The following is a 14,019-nucleotide window of genomic DNA, read 5'->3' on the forward strand; positions in this document are numbered from 1 at the left end:
CTCAACATGCGACTGAACCCATACCTGAACTTTCCAGGCACCTGCCGCGAAGCCTTCACAGCCTACCAGAAAATCCTCGGCGGCGACATCGTGGCCATGATGACCTTCGCCGAGATGCCGGGCGACTATACCCCGCCGCCTGAACTCAAAGACATGATCGCGCACGCGCGCCTCGCCATCGGAGATCAGGTCCTGATGGCCTCCGATGCCGGCCCGGATCACTACAAGCCGATGCAGGGCACGTCCGTCACGCTCAATATCGACGATCCGGACGAGGCCGAACGCACCTACGCCACGCTCGCCGAGGGAGGCGCCGCCGAGATGCCGCTTCAGGAGACCTTCTGGGCCTTCAAATTCGGCACGCTGACGGATCGCTTCGGAACACGCTGGATGATCAATTGCATGAAACCGGACTGAGGCCAAAGGGACTGACCAACACGGTGCCGTCCGGTTCTCAGGCGAGGCCCCGGCACAATAGGGAGACACACAATGACCGAGACGACGACATCCGAAGAAAACGCCGAGGGCACGTGCATGCAGCCCGAACCTCAAGAGGAGCATGACTGGTTGCACAGGCTGATCGGGAACTGGCGCTTCGAAGGCGAATGCGTCATGGGGCCCGACCAGCCGCCCATGAAGAGCACGGGCGAAACAACGGTCCGCTCGCTCGGCGGTCTGTGGATCTTGTGCGAGGGCACAGGCGATGCGCCGGACGGCACGCCCGTGAACAGCATCATCACGTTGGGCTACGATCCGCAGAAGAAGCGCTTCGTCGGCAGTTTCATTGCTTCGTGCATGACCCATCTTTGGATCTATGACGGAAAGCTGGACGAGAGCGGCAAGGTCCTCACGCTCGACACGCAAGGGCCGAGCTTCTCAGGCGATGGGAGCCTTGTCCCCTACCAGGACATCGTCGAGATCGAGAGCGACGATCACTGGATCCTGAAATCCCGGACACCGGGCGAAGACGGCGCGTGGGTCGAATTCATGACGGGGCATTACCGGCGCACGGCCTAGGTCAGCGGCGCCGTTCCCGGCCGAACAGTCCCTCATGTTCGGGGCGCCGTTCGCGCGTGCCTTCGCGGGCGCGCGCCGCTTCGCCTTCGTGCCCGAAGATGCCGAGACCGAGCGGCCCGCGTTCCTCCTCGCGCCGCTCCCCCTCGCGCTCTTCCGGAGCCGCCGTATGGATCACATGGCAGGGCCGGTGACGAACCTCGTCCATTTTGGGCTGGATGATGTGGTCGAGCGCGTTGAACGGAAAGGCGAGCGATCCGGCGAGCGCGTTCAACACCGGCGCGCCTTCGAGATGAAGCTTAGGATGGTCGAGATTGCCCTGGATGGCGAAGGGCTGCGAGGTCTCGATGAGCTCCCGCTGCAAGGGCTGCGGCTTGAAGCGCAAATCGATGGTCTCGCGCCGCAGGTTCACATAGCCCACGCCGACGATCTGGACTTCGCGGGTCTCGAACACGAGGCCGTGGGTGGTTGCACGGCCCTCGTCGAACGCGAACGGGGCGACCACGCAGACGAGTTCGGCACCGCCGCCGTCGCGCCCGCGCGATAGAAGCCAGGCCGGGATACTCATGCCCGTCAGGTTGATCAGATCGGACCCGATCCAGCCGTCGCGCAAGGACGACGTCGCCGACCCGCTCAAGGTGCGGGGAATCTCGGTCACGCTGTCGCCGGAGCCGGACAGATCGTACTCCACGTCGAGCGAGCCGCGGACCGGGAACGGCATTTTCGCCTCGTTCAAGATGCGGCCGATGCGCAGACTGTCCACGCTGCCCTTCAACGCGAAGCTGGTCGGTTTCTTCTGGGTGTCGATCTTGCCCGACGCACTCGCCCGGCCGCCGAGATAGGTGAGCGACAGCGGCTCCAGTCCGACAATCCCGTCAAGGTAGGTGACGCGTCCCTTGATCTCACTGGCGCCGCTTCCGCCGCCCGCGATTTTCGCCACATCGATCTTGAGGTCGACCGGAAGGTCTTTCCACATCTTGCCGTAATCGACGACATCCAGATCCTTCTTGTCGACGTTCTCCAGATAGGTGACGCCGACCGCATGAAGCTTGCGCATGTCCGACAAATGCAGGAGCGGCGAGAAGACGCTGCCCGTCAGGGCCGGCTTGCTGTCTGAGACGGTGCCGCTGAGCTCGCCCTTGATCGTGGTCTCGCCGGCCAAGGCCGTCCCGGCCAGGTCGATCTTGTTCTTGCCGCCCGAGACGGTGCCGTCGAACTTGACCGGACCGACATCGGCGACCTTGGAGCCGAGCGCGGCGGCCAGGGCTTCGAAGCTTGGAACGTCGAGACTCGTGACAAGCTTGAAGTCGTCGCCGGCCTGCACATCGTCGAAGCTCAAGGTCAGCGCAAGCGCAAGCAGCTTGCTGCCCGTCACCTTCGCGGAAAGCGCCTCCAGCCCGAGCGATCCGTCCGCATCGGAAACGGCGAAGTCCCCGGTAAACCGGCCGAGCCCTTCGACGTTCTTCTTCACGGTCAGGTCGAGGAACTCCGTTGTCGGAATATCGATATCGCCCTTCAGGTCGACGCCCTTGAAGTCGATGATGTCCTTCACGTCGCCTGTGATGCGGACGCCCGGATGCTTCGCATCGCCCGCGAGGACGACCAAATCGTAGACTCCGAGCCGGCCCTGCTTGTCCTTGTACAGGCGCTCGGCCGTGATCGGCCCCAAGGTGCTGAGTGTGGTGTCGAGCGCCGTGGTGTCGATGGTGAGGTCGCGCACCAGAACGCCGGCGTGGGAGCCTTGCAACTTTCCCGAGAAGCCCGTGACGCCGACTTTCAGGAACGGCCAGACCTGGCTGTCTGGCTGTTCGTGCTGCTTGATCTTGCCGTCCAGCACGAGGTCGAGTCCCGTCCCGGCGGATAGATCCTCGATACCGCCGGTGAGCGTGTAGACATCGCCCGACTCGAAGGCGAGCTCGAGATCGAGATCCGACAGTTTCAGGGCTTCGAGCGAACCCGATATCTGCCCGGAAAGGTCGAAGGTCCCCTGCAAGTCGCCCTTGATCTCGTAAATGGTGAGGAGCCGCCCGAGCGACGGCGCCTTGGCCGTCACTTTGAGATCGACGGCGTCGCCGGCCGAACCGAACGTGTAGTCGCCGGTGAACCCCGCCGCCAGGCCAGCATGGGCGACCGAGAAGTCGAACGTCCGTTCGTTTCCGCCCGCCAGCGGCTTCACGTCGCCGTCGAGCTTCCAAGGTTCGCCGTTCAGGCTCCCCTTCGCGTGCACGTCGATCGACCCGTCGTCCTTGGCCTTGCTGACCACCGCATCGAGGCGGTAGCCGAGCGTGAACCCGCTTTCCTGATCCGTAAGATCGAGCGTGGCGTCGCGCAGCTCGAAATTGCTGGAGACGTTGGAGTGCACCACGTTTTCGACAAAGGCGGCGATCGCTTCAACGCCCGCCGCTTCGGTGTCCCGGCCCGCGGGGATGTCGATCGCGACCTTGAGGCCGTCGACGGTCAGGCCGCTGAGGTCCAGGTGGCCCCTCAGCAGGGGCAGCAGCGGAATCTCCACAGAGACCGCCTTGATCGAGAGCATCTTCATGTCGGACGGCAATCCGCTCTCGGCCGCCGCGATGTCTTGCAGCGACACGGTCGGCGCAAGGCTGAAGCCGATCTCGACGGGCCCGCTGACCTTGACCGGGACGTCGATCGCCTCCGTCAGGAAGTACTCGGCAGCCTTCCGCCGCACCTCTTCCAAGGGTCCGGCCGAGAGCACGACAAGGCCCATGACCGGGATCGCGAGGATCAGAAGGAAGACGAAACCGACCTGGAGGATCGTTCGGAGGAACGATGAGAGACTCATGGAGAACGGCTGCCACGGTTGCGGAGCCGCGAGCCTACTCCAATGCCGGAAGCCCGGAAAGCCACGAGGTTGTCGGCGGTGGCGATGCAACTCCGTGTAACGCGCTGTGGACAGAGCGGCCCGTTAACACCTCGTTAAGAATTGAGGGGCTAGCGTTTCAGGGCTCAACCGAACGGGAAGTTAACAATAAAGGCGTTTCGGCCCGGACAGGAATGGGCTCCTGGCCGGGCCACTTCCCGCCAACCCCGACAGACCGGCGCCGCGAAGGTCATGGCTAGGACGTTCCGTCCATGACCTTCCGCTTGTACTCGTCTTCGGTGATCGTACCGCCGCTCTCGGCGGTCTTGCCGGCGTCGTTGGCCGGCAGGAACTCCTGCAGCATGTCGATCCGTTTCCAGGCCGGGAAGGGCGCCTCGCCGTTCGCGTCCGGCACGTAGCGGCTCGTGCTGCCGTCGCGCTCATGCTTGTGGATGTAGCGCGCGCAATTGATGAACGCCTTGTCGACCGTGACCTCCACCACGAACTCGGCGCCGGGATAGCGCCGCATATGCGCCTCGTTCTGCGACAGGGACGCCGTGCCCTGCACCCGCACGCGATGGGGCGTGCACATGTCGATGAACAGCAGGCCGACCTTGCCCGTGGCGGAGATGTTGCCGGCCGAGAAATACATGCCGTTTCCGTTGTAGCTCGGAAACACGATCGTCTTTTCGTCCACCACATGGGCCACGCCCACATTGCCGCCTTTGTAGGAGACCGTGGGCTCTCCGTCGCCGTTCACCGTCGAGAGAAAGAAATAGTCGCGGGTCTCGATGAAGCCCGCCATCTCGGGATCGAGCGTATCGCGCACAACCGCAAAGACCACTGCGTTTGCGAGCGGCCGGGTCTGCAACTCATCCTGAAGTGCGCGCTGTTGCGGCGTATAGAACGCGTCCGGATTGGGCATGGACGCTTCGTCTTCCGTCTCCATCGTCTCTCTCCCTTTGTGGTTCCCGTCGGGGACCTTCGCGAGGCCGGTCCGTCTCGTTCTGTGCGGCCGTATCGTACCAGACCGTGCCCTTGGCGGGCTTGTCCGTTTCTGCTGCCGCCTGCCCCGATTCCGATTGCCGTGGAGGCCCAAAGACTCCGGACCCGATGGCGGGCGCACGAGGTTGCACGCCTTGGGCGGGCGGTCAGGCCACGAGGCCGAACCTGCTCAACTCTTGTCCTTGTCGTAGAGTCCCCGGCTTCGACCCGTTTGGAGAACTCGGTCTCGCCGCCCTCGGACAGGAGCTTGGCCTGCGCTACCCAATCGTCGCGGGTCACGCGGCCCTTGAAGCCTTCGAGGTTGGCGTTGACCCAGGCCACTTCGTCCTCGGTCCAGTTGGCGATCTGATCGAAATGCCAGAAGCCCAGCCGGTTGCAGAGCTTCTCGAGCTTCGGCCCGACGCCTTTGATCTTCTTGAGATCGTCGCCCTTGCCGCCGCGCGGCGCATCGAGCGTCACGGGCTTGACGCCTTCGTTGACGCCTTCGTCGACACCGTCGCGGTCGAATCCGGATCCACGGTTCTTTCGGCGACGGCAGCCGGTGCGAAGACCGCCGGCTTGACGGTTGCATCGGCGATCCCGGTTCCCCGGCCCTCGAGCCGCGCTTCGAGCGACCGATCAGCTCATCCTTCTCGTGGCCGGCGGTGTGGCATCTCTCCAGCTCGGCACGCAAGGACCGGACCTCGGCGGCCGCGCCGTCCGATTCGGCCTTGCGGCGTCCACCCCAGATGAGCCACCCCGCAAAGAGCCCGAGCAAGGCCGCGAGCAGGATCAGGACCCAGATTTCTCCGACCAAAAAGCCCCAGTTCTTGAACATACGAAATCCCCTCTATCTTCCTGTCGAGCCAGTCACTGAGAAAACGCCAAAGTGACGCGTCTGTTCGCGGCCCGCCCTTCCTCGGTGTCGTTGTCGGCGATCGGCTGGGTGTCTCCGTAGCCGGTCGCCGAGATCGCGTCCTCCGGAACGCCCCGCGCGCGAAGGGCCGCCACCACGGCGTCGGCGCGCTTCTGGCTCAGGGTCTTGTTGAACGCGCTGTCGCCCTGGCTATCCGTGTGTCCGCCGACCTCGACGCGCAGGTCGCCGGATTGAACGCATTTCATAACAACCGAAGTCATCGCATTGATGACCCCCATGGAGCGGGCGTCGAGCCGAGCCGAGCCGGTCACGAAATTGACGTCGCGCTTCGACAGAAGGGCGTTGGCCTTGTCCCGGCACTGGCCGTAGCCCGCCACGAAGTCCAGTTGCGGCAGCCAGTAGCCGGCCGTCAGCACCTCGGTCTCGCCGGTCGCCGCGTTCACCCGTTGCGTGCCCTCGGGCGGCAGGTCGTCCGCCGCCGCGACCGAAACGGCGACATCGCCGCCGAGATCCGTCGACAGGCCCTGCTTCAGAAGCTCGAGGTCCACGCCCGGAGACCCAGTCCCCGTGAGATCGAAGCCCTTGTCTCCGCCGGCCGTCTTAAAGGTCAGCGTCTCGAACTCCGGCAACCAGAGCGTCAGCTTCTTGAGCGCCGCCAGGACGGGCCCCGGTTCACCCGAAATCCCCGTGGTTGGATCGCCCGAAACAGCCAAGCCCAGCGCGTCGGCAAGCGCCTCGGGCGTCAGCCCCTTGGGAAGCTTGCCGTTGACCGATGCCCCGTCCGACGCCGAATAGGCCAACTGGAAGTTCACCGGCTTGCCGTCGTCGAGATAGTCGAACGACGAGTCGATCATGTAGCCGGGCGGCACGTCCTTCAGTTCCGCCAGCGCCGCCTCCCCATCGGCCGGGCTCGCGGCGAGGCCCGAAAGGCGCAGCGTCTTGTCCGACATGGTCAGCGTGCCCTTGGTGAGCTTGGACAGCGCGCTGAGCCCGTCCTGCGCCACGATCGTCCAAGCGCCGGGGGCGCCCGAGGCAAGCTTCAAGGCCGAAGCATCGTGGTCCAGGACGACCGCGATCCCTTCCCGCGCGGCCTCGGTCGGCACGTGGCCCGAAACGGTGATGACGTTGCCGGATTTCTCCGCGGAGAAGGTATAAGGCGAGGCCGATTCCAGGACCGTCATCTTGTCGCGCACGACCCGGCGGCCCTTGACGATGCCGAGCGTCTCGAGAAGCCGGTACCGTTCGCCGTTGCTGTCGGCGAGGCCGCCCACTTCGATGTCGCGGCCGGAGACGGCCGTCGTCACGCCGTGCACCGATCCGGCGACGGCGCCGCTGGCGCCATCGGTCACCGCTTGCTCGATCCGCTTGGCATCATGCTTCGCGCCGTACCAGCACAGCCCCGCGACGCCCGCAATGAACACCAAGATCCCTAAGAGCTTCCGCACCGGTTACGCCCTCCTTCGCTTCCCGCATCTCCGTGAGGCCGCCAACGCGACGTGGCCTTGCACCGCAAATCAGACGGCGCGAGTCCTCAAAAGACGAACGACACCATGCCGCTTACACCCGGTGCGGCGCAACCTCGGAGTGCCCGCGCGGGTCTTTGGCCGCGCTCCGGCGCAGTCCGGCGCTCTTGACGAGGCTATAGATGGCGGGAATCACGATCAGGGTCAGCACCATCGACGAGGCCATGCCGCCGATCATCGGCACCGCGATACGCTGCATCACCGCGCTGCCGGCACCATGCGCCCAAAGGATCGGCAAGAGCCCCGCCACGATCGCCGCCACCGTCATGATCTTCGGGCGCAGGCGGCCGGCCGCGCCCGCAACGATCGCCGCGTGCAGGTCGCGTGCCCCGAAGGCACGGCCCTCATGCGCGCACGCCGCCATCCGGTCCTTCACGGCGCGATCCAGATAGATCAGCATCACCACGCCCGTTTCCGCAGACACACCGGCCAGCGCGATGAAGCCCGTGACAGCGGCGACCGAGAAATTGAAATCGAGCCACCACATGAGCCAGATCCCGCCGACCATGGCGAAAGGTACGGAGAGCATGACGATGAGCGTCTCGGTCAGGCGCCCGAAATTGAGGTACAGCAGCACGAAGATGATCAGCGCCGTGAGCGGCACGACGACCTGCAGCCGTTTCTCGGCGCGCTGCAGATATTCGAACTGGCCGCTCCAGGTCAGGTAATAGCCGGGCGGAAATGCGACATTCTCAGCCACAGCCTCTTGCGCGTCGGCGACATAGCTGCCGATGTCGCGGTCGCGAAAGTCCACGAAGATGTAGAGCGCGAGCTGCGCGTTCTCCGTCCGGATCATGGACGGACCTTGGGCAACCGTGACGGTGGCCACTTCGTTCAACGGCACAGTGCCGCCGGCCGGCGTCGGAATCAGCACCTCGTTGGCGATGGCCTGCGGATCGTTGCGATAGTCGCGCGGATACCGCACCGCGACCTTGTACCGCTCGCGTCCCTCGACCGTCGTGGTGACGGCATTGGCGCCAAGCGCCGTGGCGATGACGTTCTGCACATCGCCCACCATCAACCCGTAGCGCGCCAGGCGTGCGCGGTCGGGGTCGATATTGACGTAATAGCCTCCGGTGGCGCGCTCCGCATAGGCGCTGGTCGTGCCCGGCACGTCGCGAACAACCGCCTCGATCTGCCGCGCGAGCCGCTCCATCTCGTCGAGATCGCGGCCGATCACCTTGATGCCGACGGGGGTGCGGATTCCGGTGGACAGCATGTCCGTGCGCGCCTTGATCGGCATGGTCCAGGAATTGGACACGCCAGGGAACTGCAGCGCCGCGTCCATCTCCGCAGTCAGCTTGTCGACGGTCATGCCGTCCCGCCAGGCAACTTCCGGCTTCAGGTTGATCACCGTTTCGAACATGCTCATCGGCGCGGGGTCCGTAGCGGTCGCCGCGCGTCCCGCCTTGCCCCAGACGGACTCCACCTCGGGAAACCTCTTGATGATCTCGTTCTGGGTCTGCAGCAGCTTGCTCGCCTCCGTGACGGAGATGCCGGGCAGGGTCGTCGGCATATAGAACAGCGTGCCTTCGTTGAGGGCGGGCATGAACTCGCTGCCGATCTTGGAGGCGGGCCACCACGTCGCGGCGAGCACGGCGGCCGCGATCAGGACCGTGACCACCCGGAAGCGCATGGCAAGCGCGATCGCCGGCCGGTAGAGCCAACTCAGGACACGGTTCAGCGGGTTTTTGTGCTCAGGCAGAATACGGCCGCGCACGAACAGGATCATCAACGCGGGCACGACGAAGATGGACAAGAGTGCCGCCGCACCCATAGCAAAGGTCTTCGTATAGGCGAGCGGCTTGAACAGACGCCCCTCTTGCGCCTCGAGCGCGAAGATAGGCAGGAACGAGACCGTGATGATCAACAGGCTGAAGAACAGGGCAGGCCCGACCTCGACCGCCGCCTCGATGATGACCTCGCGACGGGGTTTGCCGGGCGGTGCATGCTCCAGCCGCTTGTGTGCGTTCTCGATCATCACGATCGCGGCGTCCACCATGGCGCCGATGGCGATGGCGATGCCGCCGAGGCTCATGATGTTGGACGAAAGCCCCAAGGCCCACATGCAGATATAGGCGATGAGCACGCCGAGCGGCAGGGTGATGATCGCTACGAGCGCGCTCCGCGCATGCATGAGGAAGATCACGCAGACCAACGCGACGATCAGGCTTTCCTCGATGAGCGTGCGCTTCAACGTATCGATGGCGCGGTAGATCAGATCGGAACGGTCGTAGACCGTCTCGACGGTTACGCCCTCGGGCAGGCTGGGCGCAATCTCGGCAAGCTGCTCCTTGGCGCTCCGGATCACGGACAACGCGTTCTCGCCATAACGTTGCAGGACGATGCCCGAGACCACCTCCCCGTCCCCATTCACCTCGGACAGCCCCCGGCGCTCGTCCGGGGCAAGCGCGACGCGCGCGACGTCCTTGAGGAGCACCGGCACGCCTGCGTCGTTCTTGACGACGATGGACTCGATATCCTCGATGCCGGAGATGTAGCCACGGCCGCGCACCATGTATTCCCGCTCGGAGAGTTCGAGCGTGCGCCCGCCGACATCCATATTGCTCTCGCGGATCACGTCGGTGATCTTGGACAGCGGAATGCCCAGCGATTGCAGCCGACGCGGATCGACGATCACGCTGTACTGCTTGACGAAGCCCCCGACGCTCGCCACCTCGGCGACGCCCTGGGCTTTGGACAGGCCGAAGCGCACATACCAGTCCTGCAGCGTCCGCAGTTCGGCGAGGCTGTGTTGCGCACTCCGCAAGACATATTGGTAGACCCAGCCCACGCCCGTGGCATCGGGCCCGAGTTCGGGGGTCACCCCGGCCGGAACGTCTCCGGCCGCCGCGCTGAGCGATTCCATCACGCGCGAACGCGCCCAGTAGATGTCCGTGCCGTCGTCGAAGATCACATAGACGAACGAAACGCCGAAGAAGGAGAAGCCGCGCACCGTGCGCGCTTTCGGCACGGTCAGCATGGCCGTGGCGAGCGGATAGGTGACCTGATCCTCCACCACCTGCGGCGCCTGTCCCGGATATTCGGTGTAGACGATCACCTGCACATCCGAGAGATCGGGGATCGCATCCAGGGGAACTTTCTGCACCGCGTAAAGGCCGAGCAGCGTCACGAACACCGTGGCGATGCCCACCAGGACGACGTTCCGCGCCGACCAGCGAATGATGCCCGCGATCATGGCGCCGCCTCCTCATGGTCGAGGTTCCGGAGCGCGGCTTTCAGGTTGCTCTCCGAATCGATCAGGAACGTCGCGGACGTGACCACCTCTTCGCCCTCGCCGAGGCCGTCCAGAATTTCCACGAAGCCATCGCCCCTGCGTCCCAGCTTCACCGGGCGCGGCGCGAATTTGCCGTCGCCCTTGGCGACGAGGACGGTCTTTGTCGTACCGCTGTCGATCACCGCGCTCGCCGGCACGGCCGTGACGGGTCCGGTCTTCCGGCCCGGGTGCAAGACGATGTCGGCGTACATGCCGGGCCTGATGCGGCCGTCTTCGTTTTCCAGCACGATCCGAACCGGGATCGTGCGCGTTTCCAGCTTGCGCATCTCCGGATAGATGAAGCTCACCTCCGTCTCGACGGGATCGTTGGGAAAGGCGCGCAGCGTGACCGTGGCGGGCGTCCCCACCGCGATGTCGCCGATATCCGCTTCGGCAACCTCCGCGATCACCCACATGCGCGTGTGATCGGCGATACGGAAGAGTTCCTCGCCGGCCTCCACGAACTGTCCGTTGATGGCGCTTTTCGAGGTCACGTCACCCGTCGCGGGCGAGGGCCAATCCAACGTACGCGGATTGTCTTTGGTCTTCTGCACCGCTTGGATGCGGCTCTGCGGCACGCCCAGATTGCGCATCTTCTGGATCGCACCCTCGAGATCGCGCCGGCCGCGGCCTTGCGCGCGCAACGCGACGAGAAGGTCGGCCTGCGCCAGCTGGATCTGCGGGCTGTAAAAGCGGAACAGCGCCTGGCCCTTCGTCACCTCCTGCCCAGTCTTGTCGACGAAGAGATCCTCGATATAGCCGTCGGACCGCACGGTTACGATCGTCAGCAGGGACTCGTCGTGCTCGACCGCACCGGCGGCACGGACATCTCGCGAGATGATCCGCTTGCCGGCCTTTTCCGTACGCACACCGCTACGCTGCACCTTGCCCGGACTGATCGAGATGGTGCCGTCGTCGGGCTCGTCGCCCGCATAGACCGGGATGTAGTCCATGCCCATGGAGTCCTTCTTCGGCACGGGCGAGGTGTCGGCGAGTCCCATAGGGTTGCGATAGTAGAGGATCTTCCGTTCGGACCGCGCGGCGTTACCCTCGGGCGCTCCCGCCATGTCCATCGGCGTGGGCTGCTCGGCCGGCCGCGCGTTCACGAACCAATACGTGGCCCCGGCTCCCGCCAGGAGTCCCACCGCAAGTGCCGCGGCGCTTGTCAGACGCTTCATGTGTTGCGTCTCCAAATGATCGTTGCGTCACCCCTGCCCTAAAGCTGCAGGAGACCTCGATGCACCGGGCCGCGCGCAAGCGGATACAGTGCGCGGACCCATAAGTGCCGTGTTGCTGTCGAGGGTTAGACGCGCGGAGGAGGAGACGGCGGGACGACGGACGCCGCCCGAAGCTGTGCGGTCGGACGCGCCGTCCGAACGGCGGCGAGCGGGAGAGACGGTGTCGTGGGCGCCACGGCCAACAGTCCGCTCATGGCGAGGCCGAGGCACAGGCATTTCCCGCCGCAAGCGCCGTCGGAACACGGCCCGTGAGGCTTGGCGGGGCTCGCTGGGCCCGCATCGTGGTGGGTCGACGCCCGTGTCGCGTGCTTCTCGCAATCGGCAGGCATCGCGGGCGGGACCGGCCCAGCCGCATCCATGGCATGCGTCATGCCCATCGTGCCAGCCATATGCACGGCCGCACTGGCGTTCGCCGCGGGCAAAGCGGCAAGCGCGCATACGATCAGCGTCGTCACGATGGTTCTGAACCTGGCCATGTCAGGTCGAATCTCGTCTCGGCGGCCCGGAACGTCAAGTGACGAGGCCGTGAGGTCGTTAACGGTGCTCAGTTGGACTTCTCGGAAACGGCGCGCATCACCGGCCATTCCGCTTTCAGATATTTGCGGAACCACGCGGTGTATCGCGCAGGAGCCGCCAAGGCGTCGGCTTGCACCTCTCGGACGGACACCCAGCGATAGTCTTCCGCTTCTTCGGGGTTCGGCACGATGGGGCCGTCGTGGACGCCATGAAAGACATGGACGATCTCATGTTCGATCATGTCGTGATCGAGCTCCGCGCGGTAGCGGATCGTGCCGATCGCCTCGAGGGGGCACAGAAAACCCATCTCCTGCGGCAATCGGCGTTCCGCGGCGGCGGCGCAGTCTTCTCCGGGGCGCGGATGCCCGCAACACGCGTTGGTCCACAGCCCGCCCGAATGATATTTGCCGATATGGCGCTTTTGCAGGAGCAGGCGGTCCGCACGGTCCCAGACGATCACGGAAAAGGCGCGATGCAGTAAGCCTTGCCTGTGAACGTCATGCTTCTCGCCGGTGCCGATCTCGCGATCGCAATCGTCAACGAGAATGACCTTCTCAAGCGTTTCCATGACGCCAACGTCTTGAATTGGGCTGGCGCTGTCAAGGGGCGCAGGAGCGGTTGGCGGGGAGCTCGCGATCGGCGCGTCAGCACTCCATCTTTGCCGTCACGACGCGGCTTGGCATGCCCCGTCGCCGCGGGACTCAACTCTCGCTGATGGCATTGGCATGGCACCGGCTGGCCATGCCGGACATCGTCCATCGGGTCAGAGAATCGCTGCGGCAGATGACGAGCGCCGCAAGCATGACGCCCTGAACCGTCGAGCGCGAAATCTTCGGCCTATAGTCGGACGTGAACTGCGAGACCTGCACAACCCGGTTGAGGGTCGCATAGGCCATGCCGATCGCCAGCAGGCAGAATTGCCGGATGCCCGTGTGCTGACGCGGGATCGCCAGCGTGTAATCGACCGCATCGGCCAAATGTCCAAGCGCGATCGTCGCGAGCCGATGAATGGTCGGGCGGAACTTTGGGCTCCTCGCGGCATCGTCGAAGTCGCCGAGATCCAGGCTCGCCGAACAGAACAGACTCTGCGGCAGATAGCACCGGCCCTGGCGCCGGTCGTCCCAGATGTCCTTGAGGATATTCGTCATCTGCAGACCTTGGCCGAAGCTGGCCGCCCGCTTCTCCAGCGCATCCCGGTGCTCGTCGATGTCCGGGGCATGATCGCAGAAGAGCTCGGTGAGCATCTCGCCGACGACGCCCGCCACGACGTAGCAATAGTCGTCCAGCTCGGCCATGTCGGCCAATCCCGCCGGACGGTTGACATAGGATTTCATGCCCGAGGCCATCTTCGTCAGACATGTGCGGACGGCGTCCTGTTGTCTCGCGGGACGCGCGCTCAAGATCTCGAACAGACCCGGCAGACTCTCGAGAAGACCGATCTCCTCGCCGCTGACCTGACCGGAAAGCTCGGCCGCGAGACGCCGGGAGACGTCTTCCAAGTCGCCCTGCCCCTCGACGGCGGCAAGAAACATATCGAGCTGGGCAAGTTTCCCGTCGCGGTCCGCAAGCTGCGAATCCTCGATCGTGTCCACGGCGCGGCACAGAAGATAGGCCGCGCCGACGGTGTGCCGCAGATCCGGCGGCAGTTTCGGGATGGTCAGCGCAAAGGTACGCGACAACTGCGGAACCAACAGCAGCGGGAGCTCTTCTTTGCCGACTGCGCTTTCCACCACGGTTCCGTCCAAAGTCCCCATCTTGCACCGTTACGC

General features: G+C 64.8%; 10 protein-coding genes. 2 read left to right on the forward strand and 8 right to left on the reverse strand.

The features are described 5' to 3' along the window. The first annotated feature begins 6 nt into the window (after nt 1-6). Nucleotides 7-417: a VOC family protein gene (locus AUC68_RS07830; RefSeq protein WP_069437437.1), complete on the forward strand. Its 411-nt coding sequence runs from the start codon at nt 7-9 to the stop codon at nt 415-417. Nucleotides 418-489: 72 nt separating this feature from the next. Then, entirely contained in the window at nt 490-1,017 is a 528-nt protein-coding gene (locus AUC68_RS07835) for a DUF1579 domain-containing protein (protein ID WP_244500442.1), read from the forward strand. A gap of 1 nt (nt 1,018) precedes the next feature. Here AUC68_RS07835 and AUC68_RS07840 read toward each other — a convergent pair whose 3' ends face one another. From AUC68_RS07840 to AUC68_RS07875, 8 genes are all read right to left on the reverse strand, one after another. After that, the gene (locus AUC68_RS07840) at nt 1,019-3,817 is read right to left on the reverse strand and encodes an AsmA family protein (protein ID WP_069437130.1); all 2,799 of its coding nucleotides are present in this window, start codon (nt 3,815-3,817) and stop codon (nt 1,019-1,021) included. Nucleotides 3,818-4,091: 274 nt separating this feature from the next. After that, nucleotides 4,092-4,784, reverse strand: coding sequence for a pyridoxamine 5'-phosphate oxidase family protein (locus AUC68_RS07845; RefSeq protein WP_244500443.1), 693 nt, complete (start codon nt 4,782-4,784; stop codon nt 4,092-4,094). Nucleotides 4,785-5,689: 905 nt separating this feature from the next. Then, nucleotides 5,690-7,141: an OmpA family protein gene (locus tag AUC68_RS07850; RefSeq protein WP_141701155.1), complete on the reverse strand. Its 1,452-nt coding sequence runs from the start codon at nt 7,139-7,141 to the stop codon at nt 5,690-5,692. 112 nt (nt 7,142-7,253) lie between these two features. Continuing rightward, a complete protein-coding gene (locus tag AUC68_RS07855; protein WP_069437132.1) occupies nt 7,254-10,418 on the reverse strand; it encodes an efflux RND transporter permease subunit in 3,165 nt (1,054 codons plus the stop codon). Next, the gene (locus AUC68_RS07860; protein ID WP_069437133.1) at nt 10,415-11,674 is read right to left on the reverse strand and encodes an efflux RND transporter periplasmic adaptor subunit; all 1,260 of its coding nucleotides are present in this window, start codon (nt 11,672-11,674) and stop codon (nt 10,415-10,417) included. The genes AUC68_RS07855 and AUC68_RS07860 overlap by 4 nt, the downstream gene beginning before the upstream one ends. Nucleotides 11,675-11,799: 125 nt before the next feature. Further along, the gene (locus AUC68_RS07865; RefSeq protein WP_069437134.1) at nt 11,800-12,210 is read right to left on the reverse strand and encodes a hypothetical protein; all 411 of its coding nucleotides are present in this window, start codon (nt 12,208-12,210) and stop codon (nt 11,800-11,802) included. 68 nt (nt 12,211-12,278) lie between these two features. Continuing rightward, entirely contained in the window at nt 12,279-12,818 is a 540-nt protein-coding gene (gene idi / locus AUC68_RS07870; protein ID WP_069437135.1) for an isopentenyl-diphosphate Delta-isomerase, read from the reverse strand. 133 nt (nt 12,819-12,951) lie between these two features. Further along, the gene (locus AUC68_RS07875; RefSeq protein ID WP_069437136.1) at nt 12,952-14,004 is read right to left on the reverse strand and encodes a phytoene/squalene synthase family protein; all 1,053 of its coding nucleotides are present in this window, start codon (nt 14,002-14,004) and stop codon (nt 12,952-12,954) included. Nucleotides 14,005-14,019 lie beyond the last annotated feature (15 nt).

This window comes from Methyloceanibacter methanicus (assembly GCF_001723285.1).
In the GTDB taxonomy this organism is placed as follows: Bacteria; Pseudomonadota; Alphaproteobacteria; order Rhizobiales; family Methyloligellaceae; genus Methyloceanibacter; species Methyloceanibacter methanicus.

What these genes read in the sequence shown, in the direction of transcription:
- AUC68_RS07875 (WP_069437136.1), bottom strand. Translation starts at nt 14,004, where the DNA reads ATGGGGACTTTGGACGGAACCGTGGTGGAAAGCGCAGTCGGCAAAGAA.
- AUC68_RS07840 (WP_069437130.1), bottom strand. Translation starts at nt 3,817, where the DNA reads ATGAGTCTCTCATCGTTCCTCCGAACGATCCTCCAGGTCGGTTTCGTC.
- AUC68_RS07855 (WP_069437132.1), bottom strand. Translation starts at nt 10,418, where the DNA reads ATGATCGCGGGCATCATTCGCTGGTCGGCGCGGAACGTCGTCCTGGTG.
- AUC68_RS07830 (WP_069437437.1), top strand. Translation starts at nt 7, where the DNA reads ATGCGACTGAACCCATACCTGAACTTTCCAGGCACCTGCCGCGAAGCC.
- idi (WP_069437135.1), bottom strand. Translation starts at nt 12,818, where the DNA reads ATGGAAACGCTTGAGAAGGTCATTCTCGTTGACGATTGCGATCGCGAG.
- AUC68_RS07845 (WP_244500443.1), bottom strand. Translation starts at nt 4,784, where the DNA reads ATGGAGACGGAAGACGAAGCGTCCATGCCCAATCCGGACGCGTTCTAT.
- AUC68_RS07835 (WP_244500442.1), top strand. Translation starts at nt 490, where the DNA reads ATGACCGAGACGACGACATCCGAAGAAAACGCCGAGGGCACGTGCATG.
- AUC68_RS07865 (WP_069437134.1), bottom strand. Translation starts at nt 12,210, where the DNA reads ATGGCCAGGTTCAGAACCATCGTGACGACGCTGATCGTATGCGCGCTT.
- AUC68_RS07860 (WP_069437133.1), bottom strand. Translation starts at nt 11,674, where the DNA reads ATGAAGCGTCTGACAAGCGCCGCGGCACTTGCGGTGGGACTCCTGGCG.